General features: G+C 71.5%; 21 protein-coding genes. 15 read left to right on the top strand and 6 right to left on the bottom strand.

Features of this window, described 5'->3' with window-relative positions; translation table 11 throughout:
- Positions 1-46 precede the first annotated feature (46 nt).
- The 11 genes from OG965_RS36215 (at position 47) to OG965_RS36165 (ending at position 11,042) form a co-directional block, all read left to right on the top strand.
- A complete protein-coding gene (locus OG965_RS36215; RefSeq protein WP_371656306.1) occupies positions 47-502 on the top strand; it encodes a 4'-phosphopantetheinyl transferase superfamily protein in 456 nt (151 codons plus the stop codon).
- Positions 499-1,485, top strand: a complete 987-nt coding sequence (locus tag OG965_RS36210) for an ACP S-malonyltransferase (RefSeq protein WP_371656305.1) — start codon at positions 499-501, stop codon at positions 1,483-1,485. Before OG965_RS36215 ends, OG965_RS36210 begins: the two co-directional genes overlap by 4 nt.
- The gene (locus tag OG965_RS36205) at positions 1,482-2,228 is read left to right on the top strand and encodes an SDR family NAD(P)-dependent oxidoreductase (protein WP_371656304.1); all 747 of its coding nucleotides are present in this window, start codon (positions 1,482-1,484) and stop codon (positions 2,226-2,228) included. The genes OG965_RS36210 and OG965_RS36205 overlap by 4 nt, the downstream gene beginning before the upstream one ends.
- A gap of 89 nt (positions 2,229-2,317) precedes the next feature.
- On the top strand, positions 2,318-2,599 hold the full coding sequence (locus OG965_RS36200) for a phosphopantetheine-binding protein (RefSeq protein WP_371656303.1): 282 nt from the start codon (positions 2,318-2,320) through the stop codon (positions 2,597-2,599).
- Positions 2,596-3,087: a 3-hydroxyacyl-ACP dehydratase FabZ gene (gene fabZ / locus OG965_RS36195; protein ID WP_371656302.1), complete on the top strand. Its 492-nt coding sequence runs from the start codon at positions 2,596-2,598 to the stop codon at positions 3,085-3,087. Before OG965_RS36200 ends, fabZ begins: the two co-directional genes overlap by 4 nt.
- A gap of 37 nt (positions 3,088-3,124) precedes the next feature.
- A complete protein-coding gene (locus tag OG965_RS36190) occupies positions 3,125-4,123 on the top strand; it encodes a glycine cleavage T C-terminal barrel domain-containing protein (protein ID WP_371656301.1) in 999 nt (332 codons plus the stop codon).
- Between the two features lie 108 nt (positions 4,124-4,231).
- Positions 4,232-6,697 (top strand): beta-ketoacyl synthase, encoded by a 2,466-nt coding sequence (locus OG965_RS36185; RefSeq protein WP_371656300.1) that lies wholly within the window; start codon positions 4,232-4,234, stop codon positions 6,695-6,697.
- The gene (locus OG965_RS36180) at positions 6,694-7,077 is read left to right on the top strand and encodes a holo-ACP synthase (RefSeq protein WP_371656299.1); all 384 of its coding nucleotides are present in this window, start codon (positions 6,694-6,696) and stop codon (positions 7,075-7,077) included. The genes OG965_RS36185 and OG965_RS36180 overlap by 4 nt, the downstream gene beginning before the upstream one ends.
- Positions 7,077-7,835 carry an SDR family NAD(P)-dependent oxidoreductase gene (locus tag OG965_RS36175; RefSeq protein ID WP_371656298.1) on the top strand — a complete coding sequence of 253 codons (759 nt, stop codon included), beginning with the start codon at positions 7,077-7,079 and terminating at the stop codon, positions 7,833-7,835. The genes OG965_RS36180 and OG965_RS36175 overlap by 1 nt, the downstream gene beginning before the upstream one ends.
- 22 nt (positions 7,836-7,857) lie before the next feature.
- Positions 7,858-9,759: a DHA2 family efflux MFS transporter permease subunit gene (locus OG965_RS36170; protein ID WP_371656297.1), complete on the top strand. Its 1,902-nt coding sequence runs from the start codon at positions 7,858-7,860 to the stop codon at positions 9,757-9,759.
- 107 nt (positions 9,760-9,866) lie between these two features.
- A complete protein-coding gene (locus OG965_RS36165) occupies positions 9,867-11,042 on the top strand; it encodes an acyltransferase family protein (protein ID WP_371656296.1) in 1,176 nt (391 codons plus the stop codon).
- 92 nt (positions 11,043-11,134) lie between these two features.
- On the opposite strand, the gene OG965_RS36160 is transcribed toward OG965_RS36165, so the two are convergent.
- The 4 genes from OG965_RS36160 to OG965_RS36145 all read right to left on the bottom strand — a co-directional run bounded on the left by OG965_RS36160 (position 11,135) and on the right by OG965_RS36145 (position 16,797).
- Positions 11,135-13,324, bottom strand: a complete 2,190-nt coding sequence (locus tag OG965_RS36160) for an MMPL family transporter (RefSeq protein WP_371656295.1) — start codon at positions 13,322-13,324, stop codon at positions 11,135-11,137.
- A gap of 356 nt (positions 13,325-13,680) precedes the next feature.
- Complete coding sequence (gene nadE, locus OG965_RS36155; protein WP_371656294.1) at positions 13,681-14,511, bottom strand: ammonia-dependent NAD(+) synthetase; 831 nt, start codon at positions 14,509-14,511, stop codon at positions 13,681-13,683.
- A gap of 117 nt (positions 14,512-14,628) precedes the next feature.
- Positions 14,629-16,533, bottom strand: coding sequence for an SMI1/KNR4 family protein (locus OG965_RS36150; RefSeq protein ID WP_371656293.1), 1,905 nt, complete (start codon positions 16,531-16,533; stop codon positions 14,629-14,631).
- Positions 16,534-16,629: 96 nt separating this feature from the next.
- Positions 16,630-16,797 (bottom strand): hypothetical protein, encoded by a 168-nt coding sequence (locus OG965_RS36145; protein ID WP_371656292.1) that lies wholly within the window; start codon positions 16,795-16,797, stop codon positions 16,630-16,632.
- A 253-nt stretch (positions 16,798-17,050) separates the two neighbouring features.
- Here OG965_RS36145 and OG965_RS36140 point away from each other — a divergent pair, with 253 nt between their 5' ends.
- From OG965_RS36140 to OG965_RS36130, 3 genes are all read left to right on the top strand, one after another.
- A complete protein-coding gene (locus tag OG965_RS36140; RefSeq protein ID WP_371656291.1) occupies positions 17,051-17,500 on the top strand; it encodes a hypothetical protein in 450 nt (149 codons plus the stop codon).
- A gap of 370 nt (positions 17,501-17,870) precedes the next feature.
- Complete coding sequence (locus OG965_RS36135; RefSeq protein WP_371656290.1) at positions 17,871-20,162, top strand: YcaO-like family protein; 2,292 nt, start codon at positions 17,871-17,873, stop codon at positions 20,160-20,162.
- Between the two features lie 192 nt (positions 20,163-20,354).
- Positions 20,355-21,572, top strand: coding sequence for a serine hydrolase domain-containing protein (locus OG965_RS36130; protein ID WP_371656289.1), 1,218 nt, complete (start codon positions 20,355-20,357; stop codon positions 21,570-21,572).
- Between the two features lie 86 nt (positions 21,573-21,658).
- Here the strand turns inward: OG965_RS36130 and OG965_RS36125 are convergent, their stop codons facing one another.
- The gene (locus OG965_RS36125; protein WP_371656288.1) at positions 21,659-23,044 is read right to left on the bottom strand and encodes an endonuclease/exonuclease/phosphatase family protein; all 1,386 of its coding nucleotides are present in this window, start codon (positions 23,042-23,044) and stop codon (positions 21,659-21,661) included.
- A gap of 237 nt (positions 23,045-23,281) precedes the next feature.
- Between OG965_RS36125 and OG965_RS36120 the strand changes: the two genes are divergently transcribed.
- Positions 23,282-24,646 carry a cytochrome P450 gene (locus tag OG965_RS36120; protein WP_371656287.1) on the top strand — a complete coding sequence of 455 codons (1,365 nt, stop codon included), beginning with the start codon at positions 23,282-23,284 and terminating at the stop codon, positions 24,644-24,646.
- Here OG965_RS36120 and OG965_RS36115 read toward each other — a convergent pair.
- Positions 24,638-25,258: a TetR/AcrR family transcriptional regulator gene (locus OG965_RS36115; protein WP_371656286.1), complete on the bottom strand. Its 621-nt coding sequence runs from the start codon at positions 25,256-25,258 to the stop codon at positions 24,638-24,640. The genes OG965_RS36120 and OG965_RS36115 overlap by 9 nt on opposite strands.
- Between the last annotated feature and the right edge of the window lie 16 nt (positions 25,259-25,274).

The raw sequence follows: 25,274 nt of genomic DNA, 5'->3' as shown, positions 1-25,274 counted from the left end.
CGTTGTTTCAATTCCTCCGACCATCGCGCAGCGACAGGAGTCGTCGATGGAAATCTCAGAGATTCTTCACGCCTCGATGCCCCGGGACGTCCACTCCGCGGGCCTCGACCTCGTCGATCTGTGCCGCTGGGACCTGGCGGTCGCCCGGACCAAGGGTGAGCTCCTGCAACGCGTCTTCACCCTCGCCGAACGCCGGGCCGCCGAGAGCCGCGCCGCCCCCGGCACACCGCACGAGCGGCTGCTGGGCCAGGCGTTCGGCGTCAAGGAAGGCGTCATCAAGGCCGTCGGAGGCCTGCCGATGGACACCGGTTTCAAGGACATCGAGGTCGATGCCGTGCCCGGACAGGCAGCCTGGCCCGTCCGCCTCCACGGCGAACTGGAGCGCTGGGCAGCCGACCACAGTGTGGAGATGGTGGGGGGCGCACACGAACTCGGCGACGACATGGCCGCCGCCTGGGCCGTCGCGCGCACGCCGGACGAGCCCGAAGGCGGCACGCCATGAGCGGCGGCCCGACCGCCTTCGTCTTCCCCGGGCAGGGCAGCCAGTTTCCCGGCATGGGCCGGGAGATCGGCCGGTTCGGGGCCGAGGGCGGGCAGGTGGTCGCCCGCGCCGAGGACGTGACGGGCCTGCCGGTCGCGGAGTTGATGGCCGCGGCCGACGCCCACACGCTCGCGGACCCCGAGATCGCCCAGGTCCTGGTCTTCGTCTGGTCGGCAGCCGCGCTGGCCCGGCTGCACGGCCAGGGGTGGCGCCCCTGGTACGTCGCCGGACACAGCCTCGGCGAGTTCACCGCCCTGTACGCCGCCCGCAGCCTGGACCTGGACACCGCACTGGAGCTCGTCTCCTGCCGGGGACGGGCCATGCGCGACGCGGCTCGGCTGTCCCCGGGTTCCATGGCCGCGATCGTGGGACTGCCCCTGGACCTGGTTCGCGGGATGTGCCGCGAAGCGTGCCACGGCACGGACCTGGTGACCGTCGCCAACGTCAACTCCCCCCGCCAGGCCGTCGTCTCCGGCAGCACACCGGCGGTGCGGCGCGTCGTCGAGCGGGCGCAGGCGCTCGGTGCGCTGCGGGCACGGCAGCTCGCGGTCGGCGGGGCCTACCACTCGCCCCTGATGGCACCGGCCCTTCCGCCCCTCGCCGCCGCACTGGCCCGGGTCCGGCTCCACCCGCCCCGTATCCCCCTCGTCTCCAGCACCACCGGCCAGGTGGTCGAGGACATCGAGGAGTACCACGACGAACTGCCGTGGCAGATGCTGCGCCCCGTGCAGTGGCGGCGCACCGTCACCACCCTGCGCCGTCAGGGAGTCGGCCTCTTCCTGGAGGCCGGACCCGGGCGGGTGCTGGCGGGACTGGGGCGCGAGATCGTCCGCGAGGCCGAACACCTGGGCGTCCAGGACGCCTTGCGCACCCCTTCCCCCGAGGCACCCCCCGGCACCACCGACACCCTCCTGACCACCGCCACAACGAAGGACAGCTCGTGACCGAACTCGAAGGACGCATCGCGCTCGTCACCGGGGCCACCAAGGGGATCGGACTCGCCGTCGCGACCGACCTGGCCCGCGCGGGCGCCACCGTCCTCCTCAACCACCGCGGCAACCCCGAACAGGCCCAGGCCGCCCTGCGCACCGTGCAGTCCATACGGCCGGACGCCGAACTCGTCCGGGCCGACATCTCCCGGCCGGACGAGGTGGACGGGATGTACCGCGATATCCGCCGCCGGCACGGCCGCCTCGACGCCCTGGTCAACAACGCCGGCATCACCCAGGACGGCTACGCGGTCATGATGGGCGAGGCCAAGTGGCGGCAGGTGATCGACACCAACCTCACCGGCGCCTTCCTGTGCTGCCGGGCCGCCGGCCGGATGATGGCGAGCCGCCGCAGCGGATCCATCGTCACCATCTGCTCCACCAGCGCCTTCAACCCGCCCGCAGGCCAGGCCAACTACGCGGCCTCCAAAGCGGGAGTACTCGCGATGGTCAAGTCGATGGCCAAGGAACTCGGCGGCTACGGCGTACGGGTCAATGCCGTGGTCCCCGGTTTCGTGGACACGGCGATGACCCGGCAGATGCCGCCCGACCGGCTCACGGAGAGCCTCAACGGCATCCCCCTGGGCCGCATCGGCCGCCCCGAGGAGGTGGGTTCCGCCGTGCGGTTCCTGCTCGGCGACACCGCCTCGTACATCACCGGCACCTCACTCGTCGTCGACGGCGGACTCATCAGCTGACCAGCGGTCCGCCCACCGACGATCCCCCGCCCACACCACACCCCCCACCCTCACACCCGCCTCACCGAAAAAGGAGACACCTCATGGTCATGTCCCTGGAAGAAGCCACCACCCACGCCGCACGACGGCACGAGCTGGCGCTGGAGGTCAAGACACTTCTGGTGGACCGGCTGGCGCTCGACGTCGATCCGGCGGCCATCGGCGACGACCAGCCGCTGTTCGGACGCGGCCTGGAGCTCGACTCGATCGACACCCTCGAACTCGCGATGGCCGTCGAGGACACCTTCGGTGTCGTCATCACCGACGACGACACCCACAGCCTGCTCTCGCTCAACCGCCTGCTCGACCACATCCAGGCGGAGCAGTCATGACCGACCACTCCACAGCGGCGCCCGGCGCAGTCCTGAGCGCCGACGACATCGCCCGGCTGCTGCCCCACCGCCACCCGTTCTTCCTGCTCGACCGGGTCACCGCCCTGCAACCGGGCACGAGCGCCGAAGCGATCAAGAACATCACCTCGTCCGACGCCGTGCTGGCCGGACACTTCCCCGGACGCATGATCTACCCCGGCGTCCTGCTGGTGGAATGCGTGGCCCAGCTCGCCGCCGTCGTCTACGGCACCGCGGGAGCCCTGCGCGCCACCGGCGAGATCGTCGGCGACGTCGCCGAGCGCGTCGGCTACCTCGCCGAGATCCGCCAGGCGAAGTTCCTCAAGCCCGTCGTCCCCGGCGACCAGGTGGTCTTCCGCCTCCAGAGCGGCCCCCGCGTCGGCGGGCTCATCTCGGTCACCGGCCAGGCGTCCGTCGGCCGCGACACGGTGCTCACCGCCCGCCTGGCCGTCACCGAACGCGACGCCTGATCCCCCTCCGCCACCCCTTACTTCACCAGGAGAATCCATGAAGACCGCATACACCAACACCCACGACGAGTACGCCGTACTGCGGGAGTCGTGCGGGCTGCTCGATTACACGGACATCGGCCTGGTGCGGGTGTCCGGCTCCGGAGCCACCGACTTCCTCGGCCAAGTGGCCACCCGTGGCGTCGAGTTCCTCCTTGAGGGCCAGAGCATGACCGCGCTGCTGCTGCGCTCCGACGGCACGCTCCTGTCCGAAGTGCTCGTCCACTGCCACGCCGGCCACTACCTGGTGGAGATCTGGCCGGCGCAGGCCAGCGAGGCCACCGAGCACCTCCTCGCTCGCGGCGCCCTCGCCCCGGACACCACCGTGCAGGACGTGAGCGCCGAGTACGACGTGCTGGCCGTCGAGGGACCCGCGTCCTTCCGCATCGCGCAGAAGTACCTCCCCTTCCCGGTGGCCTCCATGGGATACCGCAGCTTCGTCACCGCCGACCACGACGGCCGGCCGCTGACCGTCTCGCGCACCGGCGTGACCGGTGAGTACGGCTACAAGTTCTTCGCCCCTGCCGGTGCCGGGGAGGAACTGCGGGCCGAGTTCACCGCGCTGGGCGCCGTGGAGTGCGGCAAGGACGCAGTCGACGTGTGCCGCATGGAAGTCCGCTTCGCCAGCGTGGAGCACGAGGCCGCGGACGGCCGGGCCACCGCGTCCGACCTCGGTCTCCAGTGGATGATCGAGCCCGGCAAGGAGCCCGCCGGCGCCGCGGACCAGCCGCGCCGGCCGGTGTGCTGGGTGGGCGCCGAGCAGATGACCGACCGCCCCGCGCGCGGCACCGCCCTGACGGCGAGCGACGCGGCGGTGGGCGTGGTCACCCACGCCGTCTGGTCCCCCCGCCTCAACAGGGTGATCGGCACCGCCCAGGTCGACGCGGCGGTGGCCGCCTCGGGTCAGGAGTTCGCCCTCGCCGACGGCGGCACCGCGCTGCGCACCATATCCGCCCCCTTCCTCACCGCCACCAGCCTCGACGTCTCGCTGGACTGACCCGGCACGCGGGGCGGGCGCCCGCCCGCCCCGCCCCCGCCGCGGCGCCCTCCGCTCACGAGCACGCCGAGCCCTCGGCACACACCCCTCGGCACGCAAGGAGAAGTCATGAGCCTCAGCAACCACCGCCTCGAAGGCGTGGCCATCACCGGAATCGGCCTCAGCTGTGCGCTGGGCAACGGTGCGCAGCACGTCTGGCGCGGGATCCGCGCCGGCCAGAGCGGCATCGCCAAGACCCAGCGCCTCGACGTGTCGGCGCTCAGCTGCCAGTACACGGGAGAGGCGGCCTCGCTCCCCTCCTCCCACCCACGGCTGCGCGGACGCGTCGACCGGGCGACCTCCCTCGCCCTGACCGCCGCCCAGGAGGCGGTCGACAGTGCGGGACTGCCGCAGGACGACCATGATCCGTACCGCATGGGTATCGCGGTGGGCACCTCCGTGGGCGGCCTGGACCACGGTGAGCAGTTCCACTGGGAACTGCTGCGCGGCGGCCCCGAGTCGACGCGCGCCGACCTGCTCTTCAACTACCCCCTGTACACCTCGGCGGACGCGCTAAGCATCGCGTTCCGGTTCAAGGGGCCCAAGGTGGTGATCTCCAACGCCTGCGCCGCCGGCTCCAACTCCATCGGATTCGCGGCCGACGCGATCCGCGAGGGCCGCGCGGACGTGATGATCGCGGGCGGAGTGGACGTGCTCGACATCCTCTCGCTCGCCGGCTTCGACAGCCTCAACGCGCTGGACTCCGAACCCTGCGCCCCCTACTCCCGCAGCACCGGCCTCAACCTCGGCGAGGGCGCGGCCTTCCTGGTGCTCGAATCGGAGTCGTACGCCCGCAGGCGCGGCGCCGACATCCTCAGCTACTTCCTGGGCTACGCCCTCACCAGTGACGCCTACCACGCCACCGCCCCCGACCCGGCGGGCGACGGGGCCAGCCGAGCGATGCGCGCGGGCCTGGCCCAGGCCGCCCTGGGTCCCGAGCACATCGACTACGTCAACGGCCACGGCACCGGCACGCCGACCAACGACAGCGCCGAGACCAAGGCCGTGGACGCCCTGTTCGCGGGCCGTACCGCCGCCCCGATGAGCAGCACCAAGTCCCAGGTGGGCCATATGCTCGGCGCCGCCGGGGCCATGGAGGCGGCCACCTGTGTGATGGCGCTGCGCGACGGCGTGCTGCCGCCCACGGTCAACGTCGACGAGACCCGCGAACTGCCCCGCGACATCGTTCCCAACCGGTCCCGGCCGCAGGAACTGAACGTGGTGGTCTCCAACTCCTTCGCGTTCGGGGGCAACAACTGCTCCCTGGTCCTGGGCCGCCGCCCCGCCCCGCCGCGCACCCCCGCCGCCCACCGCGTCGTCATCACCGGCGCGGGGCCGGTGACCGCGCTCGGCAGCGGCCGCCAGGTGTTCCTCGACGCACTCAGGGAAGGCCGCACCGGAGTGGGTCCGGCCCGGCTGAACGACCTGAGCCTCTCCCGTACGGGCCTGGCCGCCGAGGTCGACACCACCGAGTGCCGCCGCCACGTCGACCGCGCCTACGCCCGCCGACTGGACCAGATCGGCCTGCTCACCCTCGCCGCGAGCCGACTGGCCCTCGACGACGCCGGACTGCGCGTCACCAAGGCGGAGGCGGCCCGGATCGGCATGGTCTTCGGCACGTTCAGCGGACCGGTCGAGACCGTGGAGCAGCTCAGCGAGACCATCGGCACCCAGGGCCCCCATCGCGTCAACCCCCGGCTGTTCCCCAACTCGGTGATGAACGCCGCCGCCGGACACGCCTGCCTCGCCCTCCAGATCCGCGGCCCGCTCTCCACCCTCGCCACCGGCTGCGCCTCCGGGCTCAGCGGCCTGGGCTACGCAGCCGACCTCATCCGCCGGGGCGAGGCGGACGTCATGCTCGCCGTCAGCGCCGACGAACTCACCCCGCTGCTGCACTTCGGGTTCGACCGCGTCGGCCTGCTCGCCGAGGACAGCCCCCGTCCCTACAGCGCCACCCCCACCGGCGCCGCCCTCGGGGCCGGCAGCACGGCCCTGGTCGTCGAGTCCCTGGAGCACGCGCTGGCCCGGGGCGCGACCATCCTCGCCGAGGTGAAGGGGCACGCCATCACCAGCGACGGCCATCGCGTCGCGGGCAACGACCCCTCGGGCGAGGCCTGGGCGGAGAGCTTCCGGCGGGCCCTGGCCGACGGCGGCGTGCCGGCCTCGGACGTGGGCACGGTCTTCGGCGACGCCCGCGGCACGGCCGCGATCGACCGCGCCGAGGCGGCCGCGATCGCTCAGGTGTGGGAGCCGGGCACGGTCCGCCTGAGCAACCTCAGCCCGTACACGGGACACGTGCCCAGCACCTCGGCGCTGATGTCGGCCGTCTGCGCCACCGAGACCCTGCGCACCGGCTGGAGCCCCTCCGTCCCGAGCCTCTCCCACCCCCTCGACGGGGTGCGCCCGTATCTCGACTCCGCCCCTCACACCGGCGGCAAGGCGTGCGTCGTGACGGCCGCCAACTGGGGAGGCACCTACGTCTCGCTCGTCCTCGCCCCCTGGCACGAGGCGGCCACGTCACAGGAGGCGGCATGAATCCCCCCGGCACGGCAGGGCCGGTCGTACGCATCAGCCCGCCGCAGCACTGCCCCGAGCGGCACGATCCCCGCTGGTGCGACTGGCTGACCGGCGCCGAACGCGCCTACGCGCTCTCCCTGGCCCGCGCCGAGGAGCACCTGTCCGCCCGCAAGGCCGCCAAGGAGGCGGTCGCGCGCCTCCTTGGCTGGCCGGGCCCGCCGCCCTGGCAGGACATGGAGATCCGGCGCCGCTCGGACGAGGCCCCCGTCCTGCGCGTCCATGGTGAACTCGCGCGCTGGATGGGCGAGCACGGCCTGGCGACACCCCGGGTCTCGCTGACACACGCTCGGGGGTACGCGGCGGCCCTCGCCTGGTTCCCCGCCGACGGGGAGCGGTGATGGACGCGCACCGACCGTACGGCCGGGTGGCGCTGGTCACCGGGGCGCTCGGCGGCATCGGACAGGCCGTGACCCGGGCCCTGCTCGACGAGGGCATGGGCGTGGTGGTCACGGACCTGGACGGCGACGCCTGCCGAGCGGCGGCGAGCAAGCTCAACGGCGGCCCCACCACGGGCAACGCGGTGGGACACGTGCTCGACGTGACCGACCCCGACTCCTGGCAGCGGGTGACCCGGTTCGCCCGACGCCGCTTCGGCCATCTCGACGTACTGGTCAACAACGCCGGCACGCTCGGCATCCACGGGCTGGAGAGTTGCACCGCCTCGGAGTGGGACCGCGTGGTGGACACCTGCCAGCGCGGTGCCTGGCTGGGCATGCGAGCCGCCGCCCCCTGTCTGCGGTCGGCCGGGGGCGGCGCCATCGTCAACGTGAGCTCCATCTACGGCATGGTCGGCTCGGGCGCCTCCTTCGCCTACCACGCCGCCAAGGGCGCCGTGCGGGCCATGACCCGCGCGGCGGCCATCGAGCTGGCTCCCGACGGCATACGGGTCAACACCGTCTCCCCCGGCATGGTCGCCACCCCCATGACGGCCGCCGCACCGCAGGAGTTCATCACCGACGTCACCGCGCGCACCCCGCTGCGCCGACCGGCGCGCCCGGACGAAGTGGCGGCCGCGGTGCGGTTCCTGGCCTGCGACAGCGCGTCCTTCATCACCGGCACCGAAATCGTCGTCGACGGCGGCTTCACCGCCCTGTGACACCTCTCTGCAAGGAGTCGTGATGGAGCAAGTCCACGGCCGGGCGCCCTGGGTCGCGCTGAGCGTCCTCGGTACGGGCCTCTTCATGACCGTGCTCGACACGACGATCGTGCACGTGGCCCTTCCGGCGATGATGCACGGCCTGGCCACGGACCTGGACCACGTCCTCTGGGTCGTCAACGCCTACTTGATCAGCTACGCCGTGTTCATGATCCCGGCCGGGCGGCTCGGCACCCGCTACGGCCCCAAACGGATCCACCTCACGGGACTCGCCCTCTTCACCCTCTCCTCGGCCCTGTGCGGCTGCGCCGGGAGCATCGGCCAACTCCTGGCCTGGCGAGCGCTCCAAGGACTGGGGGCGGCGCTCGTCACCCCGCAGATCGGCGCGTTCGTCGCCGTCCTGTTTCCCTCCCACCGCCGAGGGGCGGCCTTCGGCGCGCTCACCAGCGTGATGGGCCTGTCGATCGTCGCCGGTCCCCTGCTCGGCGGTCTGCTGGTGACCGGGATCGGCTGGCAGTGGATCTTCGCGATCAACGTTCCCGCCGGAATCGCCGTGCTGGTCCTGTCCTTCGTACTGCTGCCCGCGCCACCACCGAGCGGCCGTCGAGGAGCCGACCCGCTCGGTGTGGCCCTGGTGACCGTCGGACTCACCTCCCTCACGTTCGCCCTGCTGGGCACCGGCCACCCCCTGCGCGGGCAGGCGCTCTGCGCGGGACTCGGGTGCCTGGTCCTGTTCTTCGTGCAGCAGCGGTGCGACACCCGGTCCCCGCTGCTTCCCCGCACACTGTTCGCCCGCCGCGACTTCGTCCTGGCCAACGGCATCGGCGCCGCCCTGCACTTCGCGGTCATCGGCAGTGCCACCCCCATCGCGCTCTTCCTGCAACAGCAGCTCGGCCGCACCGCGCTGCAATCCGCCCTCCTGACCGCCCCCACCCCGCTGGCCGCCGCGGCGGCCGCGCACGTCTCCGGCCGCCTCGCCGACCGCATCGGCGGCAAACCCCTCGTCATCGGCGGCCTGCTGACCTACGCGTACGGACTCGCTCTGCTGGGATCGCAGGCCCGGCCGGGGATGGACCCGTGGGAGCTGCTGCCCGCGATGCTCCTGGCGGACCTCGGCATCGGCGCCGCGCTGGCCCCGCTCACCACCCTCGCGATGGCCGCGGTCGACAGCCGGCACGCCGGTCCCGCCTCCGGCGTGCTCAACACCAGCCGTCAGATCGGCGGCATCCTCGGCGGCGCCGCCGTCGGAGCTCTGATCACCCGTCAGACCACCTCAGCCGCCACGCCGTCGGCCGGATCCGGCCACGCCACCGGCGCGGCAACGGCCGCAGCCGACTACGCCTCCGCACTGCACACGACGACCCTCCTGACCACGGGCGTCCTCTTCCTCGCCGCCATCTCCGCGGCTGCCCTCGCCCCTGCAGCCGGTCTCCCGCGCCGTCAGCGCCCACGCCGTACAGCGTTCCTACGACTGGACACCCTGCCCGTCGTCGTCCACGGCAGCCATGGTTACGGGGCCGTACAGATCCTCACCGCGATCAGGGTCGGCGCGCGCGGGCGCCGCGAGGTCATCGGCTTCGAGCTGGCGGGCTCCGACGCCTCCGCCTCCTGGTCCCGTCTCCTCACCGGGCTGCACTCCCGCGGCCTGGCGTCCATCCGGCACGTCGTGTGCGGCGAAGCGCCCGGGCTGTCCGCGGCCGTCGCCGCCGTACTGCGCCTGCCGACCCGGCCCGCGAGCGCGGCCCACGACCCCGCGGCTCAGCTGCGGCGGACCCTCCGGCACCACCTCGATACCGACGGCCCGGCGTGCACGCGCGCCGGACTGGCCGCCACCGTCCAGGAGGCGATCGCCGTCCAGAACAGCCGGTGGGCCACCCCGCCCCGTCCGCGCAGGCGGCTGCGGCGCCCGTCGGCCTCCCCATGACGTCCCGTTCCCGCGCCGCGTGCGCATACGCGGCACAGGAACGGGATTCAGCACCACACCACACAGCAACCAACCAAGCGACCGTCCAACAAGACAGGGGGAAACCCATGTCCACCACACCCGAACTCTCACGGCCGAGCACCTCGGCCGCGGCGACGCACGAAGGCCGCTGGGACAAGCTTCCGAGTCTCACCGGAATGCGCTTCCTGGCCGCGACCGCCGTTCTGCTCTGCCACTTCTCCCTCTACATCCGCGGCAACCCGGACTTCTGGCGCAACCTCGGCCAGGTGGCCGTCTCGTTCTTCTTCGTCCTCAGCGGCTTCGTCCTCACCTGGTCGGCCAAGCCCGGCACTCCGGCACGGGCCGTCTGGCGCGCGCGAGCGGCGAAGATCTTCCCCAATCACCTGGTCGTCGGAGCGGCCCACGCGGGTCTGATGCTCCTGACGGGCAAAGCGATCGTCGCGGCCCAGATCCTTCCCACGGCGACCCTCACACAGTCGTGGATTCCCGGCTTCAACCTGACGACGGCCGTCAGCCCCGTGAGCTGGACCCTCTCCTGCGAGGTGTTCTTCTACCTCTCGTTCCCCCTGATGCTGACGTGGATACGCCGCATCCCCCCGAGATTCCTGTGGTGCACGGCAGCGGTCCTGGTCGCGGTCATCTTCACCCTGCCGGTCATCGCCGAGCACTACATCCCGAACGGGCAGCCGATGTCCCCGCTGCTGCCCTACCTCGACAACGACGCCTGGTTCGTCGACTTCTTCCCGCTCGCGCGCGCCCTCGAATTCGCCCTCGGGATGGTGCTCGCCCACATCGTCGCGGCCGGGAAGTGGGTCCAACTCGGCATGGCGCCGGCCACCGTCCTGCTCGTTCTCGGCTACTGGATGTCGATGGGATCCGGACTGTATTCCTTCGCCGCCGCCACGGTCGTCCCGATCGGCATGCTGATCTGCGCGGCAGCGGTGGCCGACATCGAGGGGCGCCCTTCCCCGCTGCGCCACCCGTACTTCGTCCGGCTCGGTGAGATCTCCTTCGCCCTGTACCTGGTGCACAAACCGGTCATCGACTACGGCGCCAAGGTGCTCGGCATCCCGCACTTCAGCGGCCTGGCCCTGGTGGACCAGATCACCGTCCTGGCCCCCATGTTCGCCGTGTCGCTGCTGCTGGCCTGGCTGTTGTACGTCGCGGTGGAACGCCCCGCCATGCGTCTCTGGGGCCGGCGCCGCGCGGGCCGTACCGGACGGCACAAGAGTGTGTGCCGGGACTGCCCGTCCCTGCGCTGACCACGACGTCCGCAGCACACAGGACCGCCGCCGATGAACTCGGCGGCGGTCCCCTTGCGTATGTCCGCACAGCACGTCAACGAGTCAGCGGCCTACCTCGGTGGACCGCCTTCCTTGAGGCCGATGCGCCGGTGCAGCCGGGCGAGGGGGCCGGGAGCCCACCAGTTGAACCGGCCCGCCAGCCGCATGAAGGCGGGGAGCAGCACACCGCGCACCAAGGTGGCGTCCACGACCACCGCGAGGGCGAGACCCAGGCCGAGCAGCTTCATGTGCGTGATGCCGGAGGTCAGGAAGGAGAGGAAGACCAGGGCGATGAGGGCAGCTGCGGCGGTGACGATCCCGCCGGTCCGCTCCAGACCCCGGACGACGGACCGGGCGGTGTCGCCGGTGGCGTCGTACTCCTCCTTGATGCGGGACAGCAGGAACACCTCGTAGTCCATCGAGAGCCCGAACGCCAGGCAGAACACCATGATGGGCGTGGTGGCGACGATGCCCCCGGTGACGGTGAAGTCGCCGGTGAGCCAGCGCAGATGGCCCTCCTGGAAGACCCAGACCACGGCGCCGAAGGTGGCCGTCAGACTGAGCAGGTTGAGCACGATCGCCTTGACGGGCATCACCACGCTGCCGGTGAGGAGGAAGAGCAGGATGAACGTGGTGACCGCGATGAGCAGCAGGCAGTAGGGCATCCGGTCGGTCAGGGCGTCCAGCGTGTCACGGAAGGCCGGGGCCGTTCCGGCCGTCCTGACGTCGAACGGCGCCTTGGCCGTACGGATGTCACGGACCAGGGCCTGCCCCTCGTCGCTGTAGGGGTCGGCGGTGGGCACTACGGACAGCCAGGTGCCGTTCTCCGCCGCGTAGCGCCGGTGGAGGGTGGTCGCCGGGGCGATCAGGCGGCCGTCGGTGTAGGAACCGGTCAGGGCGTCCACCCGCGAGACGTGGTCGAGCGCGGAGAGGCGCCTGGCGTACGCGTCGATGTCGGCGGTGCGGCCGCGCGGCGCACCCGAGCCGTCGGCGACGACCAGGAGCGGATCCATCTCACGGGCCGAGTAGTCGTGCAGGAGGACGGTGTTGACCCGGTGCGCCTCGGCGCCGACGGGCAGGGTCCGCTCGTCGGCGAGGTTGAGTCTGATCCCCGGGAAGGGGGAGCCGAGCAGCAGCAGGACGGCGATGGCGCCGGTGGCCATCGGCACCGGCCGACGTATGACGAAGGCGGCCAGACGGGACCAGGGGCCGCTCCCGGCGGGCTCGCTCCTGGGCCTGGTCCAGGACCACTTGTTGACGCGTGTTCCGAGGACGGCGAGCAGCGCGGGCAACAGCACCAGGGCGGACAGCGCGGCGAAGGCGACGACGGCGATGCCCGCGTACGCGAACGAGCGCAGGAAGTACATCGGGAACAGCAGCAGGGCAGACAGGGAGAGGGCAACAGTGATGGCCGAGTAGAGAACGGTGCGTCCCGCGGTGCGCAGGCTGGTGGCGATGGCATCGCTCACCGTGGCACCGGCGGCGAGTTCCTCTCGGTACCGGCTGACGACGAACAGGCTGTAGTCGATCCCCAGGCCGAGGCCGAGGCCCGTGGTCAGGTTCATCGCGAACACCGAGACGTCGGTGACCTCCGTCAGCAGCCGGAGCACGGCGAAGGTGCCGATGATCGCGACGACCCCGAGGGCGAGCGGCAGCAGGGCCGCGATCACACCGCGGAAGACGAGGACCAGCAGGATGAGCGTGAGGGGCAGGACCAGGGCCTCGGCGAGCACGAGGTCCTTCTGGATCTGCTCGTTGAGCTCCCGGTCGACTTCGGCGCGCCCGCCGAACTCCACCGTCAGTCCTCGGAAACCATCCTCGTACCGAGGCCGTATCTTCTCCAGATACCGGCCCACCTGGTCCTCGTCGCCCTTGATATGGGCGAGGACGAGGGCCGAGTCGGCGTGCTCGCCGCGCATCGAGGGGGCCTTGCCCAGGGTCCAGTAGGAGACCGCCTCCTGGACGCCGGGCTCGGCGGCGAGCCGGCCCGTCAGCTCCTCGCCCCTGCGAACCGTGTCCCGGTCGTCGACGCCGTCCGGGGCCTTGACGAGCAGCACCAGATTGGGTTCACCGGTCCCGAACCGTGTACTGAGGGTCTCGGTGGCCCGGGTGGACTCGGCGCCCGGCACGGCGAATCCGCCCGCGGAGAGTTTCGTCGTGACGGAGGCGCCCAGGCCACCGGCCACGACGCAGAAGAGGAGGCTGAGTACAAGGACCAGTTTCCGGCGTACGGTCACCAGCGCGGCCAGCTTGTCGAGCATGGGATGCCTCTCGGTCGGAGCGTGCGGCGCGTCACGAACTCCGGTGGCATACCGGGAAGCCGTCAGCGGGCACCGGGGAATCCGGCGGCATCCGCTCTTGACGCACCCTTCGACTGGTCAGGCGTGATCGCCACGGCTGCCTCCGTACGGCGACGGCCGAGCCCGTGGGGTGGCCCGTGACCCATTCCCGTCATGGGCGGGCTGACCAGGCACTCCGATCAAACCCTCGGGGCGCGCGGCCGGGCAAGGATTGTCGTGTGCCTGGGGTGTGCTTCGCGGGTGCCCCGTCGTTCCCGCGCAGAAATGCGAAAAGCCCCGGGAATGCCTGGGGGCACTCCCGGGGCCACACGCTCCTTCTACGGCGCGACCGGCAGCCGGCGCTTGTGCTCGGTGAGGCGGTAGCGGTGGACGATCGTTTCGAAGGCCCGCTCGCCCACCGGCTTGCCCTCCAGGAAGTCGTCGATGTCGTCGTACGTGACGCCGAGCGCGTCCTCGTCGGCCTTGCCCGGGGCGAGGGTCTCCAGGTCGGCCGTCGGGGTCTTCCACACCAGCTCGGCGGGCGCGCCCAGGGCGTCCGCGACGGCGCGCACCCGGCGCTTGGTCAGGCCGGTCAGCGGGACCAGGTCGGCGGCGCCGTCGCCGAACTTGGTGAAGAACCCGGAGACCGCCTCAGCGGCGTGGTCGGTGCCGACGACCAGGCCGTTGTGCGCGCCGGCCACCGCGTACTGGGCGATCATGCGCTGGCGCGCCTTGATGTTGCCGTGCACGAAGTCCTGGTGGTGGGCGTCGCGGAAGCTCACGTCGGCGGTGAGCGCGGCCCCGAGGGCGGCGTCGCTCGCGGGCTTGATGTCCACGGTCAGCACGTGGTCGGCCTGGATGAAGGAGAGCGCGAGCTGGGCGTCGTGCTCGTCGGCCTGGATCCCGTACGGCAGCCGCATCGCGTAGAACTGTGCCTCGTGCCCGGCGGCCCGGGCCCGCTCGACGGCGAGCTGGCACAGGCGGCCGGTGGTGGTGGAGTCGACGCCGCCGCTGATGCCGAGCACGAGGGAGCGCAGGCCGGTGGAGGTCAGCCGCTCGGCGAGGAAGGCCACCCGGCGCTCGATCTCCCGCTCGGCCTCGAAGGTCTCGGCGACCTGGAGTTCCCGGGCGATCTCCTGCTGCAGGGCGGTGGACGCCGGCTCGCTCACGTCTGCTCCTTGTTCCACTTCACGATGTGCTGGTACGCCCACCCTACCTAGCGGGTGCGGGGTGCCCGACGCGGCCGAGGCAGTCGGTCCGGCCCCCGGTCGGTCCGGCGGTCGGCCTCACTCCGGCGGTCGTCCCATCGTGATGTAGGCCCAGGACTCTCCGGCCCTGGGCTCTCGCAGCCAGGAGACCGTTTCGAAGGCGTCCAGCCGTCCGTCGACGAGAGCCTCCTCGGAAAGCGTCACACCGAATGCGGCGGCGATCGCATCGAGGGTTTGCCGTACGGGGTCGGGGGCGGGCTCGTCCTCCGGGCCGCTGGGATCCGTACCGAAGAGGCGGAGGCAGGGTTCGAGGAACACGGGGACTTCTCCCGTGACGGTCACCTCGTCGCCGTGGACGGTGAGGGAATGGACGACCTTGCCGTCCTCGGCGAGCGAGAAGTGGAAGGACTCCGCTCGACCCTCACCGTCACGGTGCGCGAACCCGTGGTCGATGGCGAGAGTCAGCGCCCTGGTGCCGTGGGAGGCGGCCACGGCCGGGGAGACGAACCTGTCCGCCCTCGCGTCCAGCCCGGCTCCGGAGTAGGCGAAGGTCCAGTCGGCTCCCGCGCAGCCGGTGCGTACGACCACCCTGCTCTCCCAGGTCTGGGCATCCGGTGAGCAATGCCGGGTGTCGGCGTTCCAGGCCCTCAGGGCCGGCAGCAGCGGCCCGCCCGCCCCCATGCGCCGATGCAGTTCGTCGGGCTGCACCCCTTCCACCAGCACCAGTCGGCACCCGCGCCATGTGTGCCCGGGGGCGGCCAGCCAGCCCAGGCCGTCGGTGTCCGGCGCCGCGGTCTCCGCGGCCATGGTCTGTGCGGGGGTCGCCGCGGCGCCGCGCGGCGTGGCCAGCAGAGCACGCCCCCGTTCGGGCGTGAGCAGAGGGCCCAGAACGGAGTCGGCCAGCAGGCCCACCGGCGCGATGTGGTCGGAGGTCAGGGGCACCCATGAGGGAGCGGCCTCCAGCAGAGTCCGCCATGCCGCCTCCGGCCGGGCACGTACTGCCAGCTCGCGGGCCACCCGGACGGCTTCGCCGAACGCTCCGGACGCCTCGTATGCGAACGTGCCCTGCCGTATCCGCTCCAGCACGCCCGCCACCGTCTCGCGGTCCTCCTCGGGATACCGACCGAGGAACCACGTGTCGTCGTCGCGTCCCGAGCCTCCCTCCTCCGCGCAGCTCAGGGGCATGGCTTCGCGGGCGACGTACGGGTCCCGCAGCGAGGCACCCACCCGCTCGGTGCTGTCGCCGGCGCCCGACAGCGCCCGTATCTGCGCCAACAGCCGCCCGGCCCGGGGGCGCCCGCACGCCACCGCCTCGGCCAGCACCTCGGCCGCCGCCTCGTACTCACCGCTCAGCGCGTCCGCCAGCGCCCGCTCCACCCCGGCGTCCACGGAACGCGTCGTGTCGTTGGCGAAGCCGGGCCGGTCGGCGGACATGCGGAGGAACTCCTGGTACATGTCCTCCATGAAGTGCCTGAACGACGCGTACCGCCGAGGCGGCGCCGCGCGCCAGCTGGCATACGTGTAGACGGCCCACTCGCCGTGCTCGTCCACGTCGTCCGGGTCCAGCAGTACGTCCACCATGTCGGACTCCACCGCCAGTTGGAGGGACCGTGCCCACACTCCGGCTTCCCTCACCTCCTCGTCGTCCGCGTCCTCGTCGAGGTCCTCCAGCCAGATCTCGCCCAGGCCGTGGGGGTCTCCGCACCAGTCGATGTGCTCGGTCCCGGCCAGCAGATACACGAAGTGCCCCGCATACCGCCAGCCGTCGGTGACCTGGAGGAACGACCTCAGCGACGGTGGCAGCGGATGCCCTGTCCGCCGCTCCAGCGCGGCGAGGCGCTCCTCGTCGGCGGGCTCGAACCCCAGCCAGCGCGCCGCGTGGGCATCGCGGTCGCCGTCCCGCGCATCGAGATCCTCGTCGTACACATCGGCCCACTCCGCGCTCCAGCGCTCAAGGAACGGCCGCCATTCGTATCGCCTCATGCCCCGATGGTGACACCCGCCACTGACAACTCCCCCGGGACCAGGGCGGGTACGGCGTTCCCCCTGGCCGGCGAACCCCCCGTCGGGCGAAGCCACTCACGCGCCGACGCGCCTCCAGCTCCCCCGAGCCGCCAGAGCGAGCAGGGCGCTGGTGACGAGGTCGCCGATGCGGCTCGCCTTGTCGGCGTCCTTCACCGCGCTGATGAATCCGCCCAGCGCGAGCGCGGTGAGCAGAAGGGCGAAGAGGACCCAGAAGAGTTTCACGACGCCTCCAAGGCGACTCCGGGATGCCGACAAGGGCCGACGAGAGCGGCCAACATAGCGGCGGCGTACAGGAGTTGCCCGGGGAACGCCGCAAGGATGCCCCGTCCGGGTGGACCTGCCTCATCAGGATGGATGAGTTGCCCGGGATACCGGGGACGCGCTCTCCAGGGCAGCCACTGCCCACCTCCCCTCCCTCATCTCCTCGACACGAGAGATCTTGTGCCGGACAACCCGGCATCCGTAAGTTGTCCCGATGGGCATTTTCGACAGACTGACCGGCACCCGTTACCCCGACGCCGGTGTCGCGGCACGTTCGGCCGCGGAGGTCCGGGCCGCGCTGCTCGCGGTCAACGGGCCGGGCGTGCCGTTCGCCGTGCGCAACGGTGCCCCTTCCGAGCGCGCCGACCTGGTGGCGGTGTGGCGGGTCCGGGAGCTGGGCATCACCGTGCGGACCCGGATGCGGCTGGTCCCGGCGCAGCACGAAGTGCGGGCGATCGACGAGCAGTGGGACGCGCAGACGCGCGAGTACTCACGCGGGCAGGTGACCGGCGTCGCCCGTGACTGGACGATCGAGCGCGGCGCCGACGGCCGTCTCCAGAAGACGGAGGGGGCGCGCTTCGACTTCGCGGAGATGAAGAACCCCCTGCGGGGTGCGGTCCTGGACGCTGGATGGACGTGGCGGGGAGTCGTCTTCCGGCTCTGAACGGCCCGGCGGCATGGCCGTGGACGTGCGGGAGCGGGAACCGGAATCCGTTCGCGTATACGTCGACTCCCAACGGCCTGGCCATCCCCAGATTTTGGGATACGGGGCCCGATATGAGCTGCCATAGCCTGCCGGGGACGCTTCGCAGCGTGCGGCGGCATACGTATCTGACGTGAGCCGCGTATCCGAGAGGAGAACTCCATGATCGTGCAGCTTGAGTTCCAGCGGGCCCGCAGGATGTACCCCCCGGCCCACCACCACTCCGGCATCGCTCCCGTTTTCACCTGGAAGAAGGACTGACCGTCCAGGTGGCCGGGTTCCGGGAGCCGTCGTCTCGGCGGCTCCCGGCTCTTTGAGGTTGGAGGAAGTCGTGACAGTCAGTCCTTCCGTGCGGGCCGGCGGGCTCCGCTTGGTGAACGTCGAATTACGGCCGCTCGTGCAACCCGGCCCGGGTGCGGAACGGCACACGCTGGCCATCGCCCCAAGGGGCGGTCTCTTCGAGATCAAGGCCGCGCCCGAGAACGTCGCGGCGGTCCTCGCCCGCTGCGACGGTACGAGGACGGCCGAGGAAGTCACCGAGGGCACATCGGACCCGGCCGGATACCGGGAGGTGTTGGACAAGCTGACCGAGCTCGGCGCCCTCAGCTCCGGAACCCCCCTCGACGGCGAGGGACGCTGGCTGCGCTTCGCCCATGGCACCCGGCCCGAGCCCGACCGGGTGGCCGCCACCCCGTTGATCCTGACCGGCGACGCGGAGCTGACCGCGATCGCCCAACACTGCCCGGCCGCCGCCCACTTCGCCTCCGTCGAGGTCACCACCACCGACGGACTGCCTCAGGCGCTGGAGGCGTACGCGGACGGCGAGCCGCTGGTGCTGGCGCTGCGCGACCGCTTCGACCTCGACTACCTGGAGTCGCTGAACGACTTCTGCGCCGAGCGTACGGTCAACTGGTCCTCGTTCCACCTCAGTCAGGGCCGCGGCTGGGCCGGGCCCACCGTCGCGCCCGGGCGCACCCCCGACTACCGGGACCTGCTGGGCCGTCGGCTGACCGTGGCCGAACGCGCCGACGTGTACTCCGCGCTCACCGGTGACGCGGTGTTCGGCGAGGCCGCCCGCCCCACCCACTCCGAACTGCTGTGGATGCTCTCGTACCTGCTCATCGACGTGGAGCGGTGGATCGCGGGGGTCACCGCGCTGACGCTGTGGGCGGAGATCGAACTGGACCCGGTGGAGCTGACCACCTCCCGGCATCCGCTGCTGCCGCTCCCGGACCGTCCCATCGACGACGACACCCCGCCCCTGAGCGAGCGGTATCTGCTGGACGACCGCACCGGGCTCATCGCCACCCACCAGGTCTTCGACCACCACCCCTCGATCCCGGACCAGTTGGTCACCGTGCAGACCAACGTCGCCGACATGCGCCGCCTGTACACCTGGTCCAGCAACGTCGTCTGCGGCGGCACCGCCTTCCGCGACTTCCGGGCCGCCCGCGGCGCCGCGATCGGCGAGGCGGTCGAGCGGTACTGCGGGAACTGCATCACCGACTCCGTGGAGGTGCGCGAGGCCTCCTACCGCGAGATGCGGCGATCCGGCGAGCGCACCCTCGACCCCGAGCGTCTGGTGCTCTACTCGGACCGGCTCTACGACAGCCCCGGCTTCCCGTTCGTCCGCTTCACCCACGACCGCACCACCCACTGGGTGCGCGGCCACTCCCTCACCAAGGACCGGCCCATGTGGGTTCCGGCCAGCCTGGTCTACGTCAACTGGTACATGGACCAGTACGCCGAGGTGCCGCCCACCAACTTCCTCTACTACCCGGGCCTGGCCGCGGGACGCAGTGTGGAGGACGCCCTGGTCTCCGGCATCGAGGAGATCATCGAACGGGACGCCACCATGATCTGGTGGATGAACCGGCACCCGCTGCCCAAGATCGAGCCCACCCCCGAACTCGCCGCGCTCTGGGCCGGCCGCCCCACCGAACTCGGCCAGCGGGGCTGGCTCATCCACCTGGACAACGAGTTCGACGTGCCGGTCATGGCCGGAGTCGTCGAGAACGAGGTGGAGAAGCTGTTCTCCATCGGCTTCGGCGCCCGCCCCGACCCGGTCGAGGCCGCCCGCAAGGCCTGGGGCGAGGGTCTGACCCTGCAGGACGGCACCCGCGACTTCGACGACCCCGACGGGCTGTTCCGGGAGGCGGTCGCGGCGGGCTGGACCAGCGCCCGGGTGAAGCCGTGGCGCGAGGACCGCGCCTACCTCGACGACTACGCCAAGGACTTCCACGACGTCAACGACCTGCTCTGCCAGGAGCAGCTCTTCCTCGACCCGCGCGCCGCCGACATCGTGCGCCCCTGGGTCGACACCCCCACCAGCCGCCCCATCGACTCCCTGCCCCGCCTCACCGACCGCACCCTGGCCACGTACCAGAAGACCGTCGAGCAACGCGGCTACGAGATCGTCTACGTCGACATCACCACCCAGGACGTCGCCAAGACCGGCTTCCGCGTCCTGCGCGTCCTCATCCCCGGTCTCGTCCCCAACTTCCCCGCGGCCTTCCCGTTCCTGGGGCGCAGGCGCATCCAGGACATGCCGGTCTCCCTCGGCTGGCGCACACACCCCCTGGCGGAGGAGGAGCTCAACTACTTCCCCCTCCCCCACGCGTGACACCGCGCTGATCCGCGACCGGTGGGCACCGCCACTGCGGCGGTGCCCACCGGCGCGCCGGTGCCGTAGCAGGGCCGATCGGGTGGATCGGTGCCGTTTTCACCCGGCCCGCACGCCCGCCGGACCTGACGCGAGCCTCTCATCGCGCACGATCGGCTCGGCAGACGAACGGAAAATGAGAGAGGCCCGATCATGAGAAAACCCTCCCCGTCCCGCCGGTCGACGGCGGCCCGCACGCTCGCCGCGGCGACGCTCGCCGTCGCGGGGCTGCTGCCGCTGGCGGTCACCCAGGCGCAGGCCACGCCGCCCGTCGACGCCCTGGCCAAGGGGGGCGACCACGACTACCCGCACCACGAGCTGAGCCCAGGACTCCAGGCCAAGCTCGACAAGGCGGTGCGGGACGTCATGAAGAAGGCGGGCATCCCCGGGGTGCAGGTCGGCCTGTGGATGCCCGGCAAGGGCAGCTACGTCCGTGCGTTCGGTGTCGCCGACAAGCGCACCGGCGCACCGATGACCGACGACATGCGGATCCGCATCGGCAGCGAGACCAAGACGTTCACCGCCACGGCGGTCCTCGAACTCGTCGACGACGGCAAGGTCGGCCTCGACGACCCGATCTCCAAGTACATCAAGGGCGTCCCCAACGGCAACCACATCGCCGTGCGCGACCTGCTCGACATGCGCAGCGGCCTGTTCTCGTACAGCGCGGACGACGCGTTCATCAAGGCGTTCCTCACCAACCCCGACCGCCCCTTCACGCCGAAGGAACTGCTCGCCTACGCGTTCAAGCACCCCAACCAGTTCCCGCCGGGGTCCAAGTTCCAGTACTGCAACACCAACTACATCCTGCTCGGCCTGCTGGTCGAGAAGATGACCGGTGAGAACCTGCGGGACGTCATCGAGCACCGGGTCCTGCGGCCCAGCCACCTCGACCACACGCTCTTCCCGAAGGCGGCCGAGTTCCCCCGCCCGCACGCCCACGGATACACCAACCAGACGCTCACCGGGAAGGTCGCGGACGCCACCCACTGGAACCCGAGCTGGGGCTGGGCGGCCGGTGCGATGATCTCGGACCTGCACGACCTCAAGCACTGGGCCAAGGACCTCGCCACCGGCACCCTGCTCTCGCCCGCCACCCAGGCGAAGCGCCTGAAGGTCCTGCCCACCGGCGTCCCCGGCGCGGGCTACGGCCTCGGCATCTTCAACGTCAACGGGTGGACGGGCCACAACGGCTCCCTGCCCGGGTACGAGAGCCTGACCATCTACCTGCCGGAGCAGAAGGCGACGCTGGTGGCGCTGCTCAACACGGACATCCTCTACAAGGGCGAGGAGCCGAGCACCGTCCTCGGCAAGGCGATCACCAGCATCGTCACACCGAAGAACGTCTACTACATCCCGCCCCAGAAGTAACCGGCCATCGCGGTGGGCGGGTCGACTGCGTCACGCACGGCCCGCCACCGCGCGGAGCACCGCTTCGCCCGCGCCGGACAGTGGCGTCAGGGCAGAGTGAGTGTGCCCCACACCGCCCGGTGGTCGGAGGAGCCGGTGTCCGGTGCGACGCCGCAGCCGCTCCACGTGCCCCCGCCGAACAAGTAGTCGATCTTGATGGTGCCCGCCGTCGGCCGGTTCGGCGTCGCGGAACGCGCGTCGCACTCCTCGTACGCGGAGTACAGCGTGCCCAGCACACCCGTCGACGGCGTGGCGTTCAGATCACCGCCGAGCAGCGGGCGGTAGCCGGGCAGGGACGCCGCCCGGCGCAGGGTGTCCGCCTGTTGCGGCTGGTACGTACGGTCGGGGTCGTCGTAGCCGGGGCCGCCCGTGCTGAAGTGCGCGGCGCACACCTCCGCCGCCCAGGAGGCCACCGTGGCGCACAGCGCGGTGCGCTGCTCGACACCGGGCGGGGAGGGCAACTCGTACGCCCGGTACCAGGTGTTCTCCTCCGGCACGGCCAGCGCCACGCCGTACGCTCCCCGGTCCGCTCCCGACGGGTCGGGTTGGCAGTTCTTCCGCGCCTTGATGCCGGTTCCGGGCACCTGGTACTGAACCGGCGCGAACCGTACGTCCCAGCCGCCGCCGAGCTGTGTTTCGAGCGCCTGCTCCACGGGCTTGGCGAACTTCTCGCAGAACTCTTCGAGCAGGATCACATCAGGGGTTCCGGCGGCCTTCGCGCGTGCCACGATCTGGTCCGCCAGCGGGCCCGCCGTCGTGTGGTAGAAGCCGCAGTTCTTGTTGTTGTCGGCGCACACGTTCCAGGTCAGCGCCTTGATGGCGCGCGGGGACGCGGACGGCGGCGGGGTCGGGTCGGCCGGTGCGGCCACGGGCACCAGGCGGAAGCGTTCCCATGAACCCACCGCCGTGGCGCGGGCCTGGAGCAGCCCGTCGCCGGTCGCTCCCGCGTCGGCGGACACATAGCGGTCCTGCCCGTCGTGGTGGTAGCGCAGGGCGTAGACGGCCGCGCCGGTCTGCGGCTGCGGCACGAGCTCCAGCTTCTCCCAGCCGGCGGGCGGCCCCTCGGTCCGGGCGCGCAGCTTCCCGTACCGGCCGTCGGCCCCGGCACCGAACTCCGCCGCCACATAGGCGCCGTTGGCCTGCGAGCGCAGGGCGACCGTCGCCCCCTTGGCCGCGTTGTCGGTGTGCAGGGTGAACTGCTCCGGGATGCCGGGGCTGTCCGCCCGGGCGTACAGCTCGTTGGTGCTGGACGCCTCCACCGAGACGTACTTGCCGGTGGCGAGCGAGAGCAGCTCCCACTGCTGTCCGGCCGACTTCGAGGTGTTCGGGGGCGTCGGTGCGGCCGCCGTGGCGGGCGCGCCGAACAGGGCCGGCAGGACCGCCCCGATCAGCGCGGCAGCCAGCAGCCGCGGTATGCGCAGACGATTTCTCATACCGCGAGGATAGGGACCTGCTGATGTGAACCTGCCAGGCGAGTGCGGGGCACCTGCTCCCGGGCCCTCCCACCTCGGCCTTTCGTACCCGCCGGCCGGGGGTTGTTGTCCGTCCGTGCCGCGCCCTCGCGGGCTGCTTCGCGCCGGGTTCCCGTACGTGTGCGCGGGGAGGATAGTCGGAAGCCGACGGCCTGCCCCGCACAGGGCCCGGCATGTTCCTCATGGAGGTGTCCTGTTGTGACCACGACCCCCTCAAGGCCGCGCGCCGGTGTGGCTCCCGGCGGCCTGCCGCTGCTCGGGCACGCCTGGCAACTCCACGCCCGCCCGCTGGAGTTCCTGTCCTCCCTGCCGGCCCACGGGGACCTCGTACGGATCGGGATGGGGCCCTGGCCGGCCTATGTCGTCTGCCGCCCGGACGCGGCGCACCAGATGCTCACCGACTCGCGGACCTTCGACAAGGGCGGCCCGTTCTTCGACAAGGCGAGGGTGCTGTTCGGCAGCAGTCTGCCGATGGCCGGATGGCGCGAACACCGCTGGCAGCGCCGCCAGATGCAGCCCGCCTTCCAGCCCGGCCGCATCGACGGGTACGCGGTGGTCATGGGCGAGGAGGTGGACCGTATGACCACCGCCTGGAAGCCCGGTCAACAGTTGGACGTCACCGCCGCGCTGACCACCCTGACCCTGCGCATCGTCACCCGCAGCGTGCTGGCCGCGGAGGCGGAGGACTCGGCGGTGGCCGAGGTACTGGAGAGTCTGCACACGGTCATCGACGGCATCTACCAGCGCGTGATGCTGCCACTGGGGCCGCTCTACCGGCTGCCCACCCCGGGCAACTTGCGCTACCGCCGCGCCTGTACGCGCCTGCACCGCGCGATCGACGACATCATCGCCGCCCGGCGGGCCGCGCCCGGCGAGCACGACCTGGTGTCGATCCTGCTGAACGCCCACGACGACGACACGGGCGAGCCGATGTCCGACGAGGACATCCGCGACCAGCTGATGGTGATGATCGGCGCAGGTTTCGAGACCACCGCCAACACCCTTGCTTTCGCACTGTGGTTGATCAGCCAGCACCCGAAGGTACGGGAACAGCTGCACGCCGAGGTGGACGCGACGCTGGCCGGGCGCACCGCCACACCCGCCGACCTCGACGGCCTGTCGTACACCCAGCACATCATCCACGAGGTGATGCGCATGTACCCCGCGGGCTGGTTCTTCACCCGCGTCACCACGACCGACACCACCCTCGCCGGACACCCCCTCCCCAAGGGCACCGCCCTCCTCTACAGCGCCTACCTCCTGCAACACCAGCCCGACCTGTTCCCCGACCCCGAGCGTTTCGACCCCGACCGCTGGGCCGCCGACGGGGCCGACGCCCTGCCCCGGGGCGCGCACGTGCCCTTCGGGGGCGGCAACCGCAAGTGCATCGGCGACCAGTTCGCCCTCACCGAGATGACCCTCGCCCTGGCCACCGTCTGCACCCGCTGGGACCTGACCCCGGACCCCGAGGCCACCCTCCACGTACAGGTGCGCGGCACGCTGGGACCGGGCCCGCTCGACATGACGTGCACGCCACGCAACACACCGGCCGGTTCAGCCTGAGCGGGAAGGCCGCTCAGCCCTCTCCCACAGACGCCCCAAGTGGGTGTGGAGGACGTCCTGAGCCTGCCGCGCGGTGAGGTGGCCGATGAGGACGTGTGCGGTGAGGCCGTCGGCCAGGGCGAGGAGGGTGCGGGCTTCGTGGTGCGCATCGAGGGGCACCACGTACTCGGCGCTCTCGTCGGCTTCCGCGACAAGGCGCGCGAACACCTCGTGCAGAGCCGCGTAGTTCGCCTTCAGCGTGCCGGCGAGCGCCTCGCTGACCGCCGCTTGGGCGACGAAGGCGAGCCACACCCTGGCCTCGGCGCGGTGTTCTTCCCGGAGCAGTGAGATCTCGGTGGCCGCGTGGCCCAGGGCGGATGCGGCCGACTGGGCCGGGCTGCGGACGAGGCGGGCCCGTACGCGCTCGATGATCCGCTCACCGATGACCCCGAGGGCGAACACCAGCATCTCTTCCTTGGTGCGGAAGCAGCGCTGAACCGCGCCCATCGACACCCGTGCCTGGGCGGCGACGTCGCGCAGGGTCACGCCCTCCAGCCCGCGTTCGTCGGCAAGTTGGCACACGGCCTCGGCGATGAGCCGGCGTCGGCCCTCGTGGTCCACCTGCCTGGGCATGCCCGCTCGCTTCCTT

The organism is Streptomyces sp. NBC_00224 (genome assembly GCF_041435195.1).
Lineage (GTDB): Bacteria > Actinomycetota > Actinomycetes > Streptomycetales > Streptomycetaceae > Streptomyces.
Note: the sequence above shows the minus strand (reverse complement) of the source record. Positions and strands in the feature narration are given on the sequence as shown.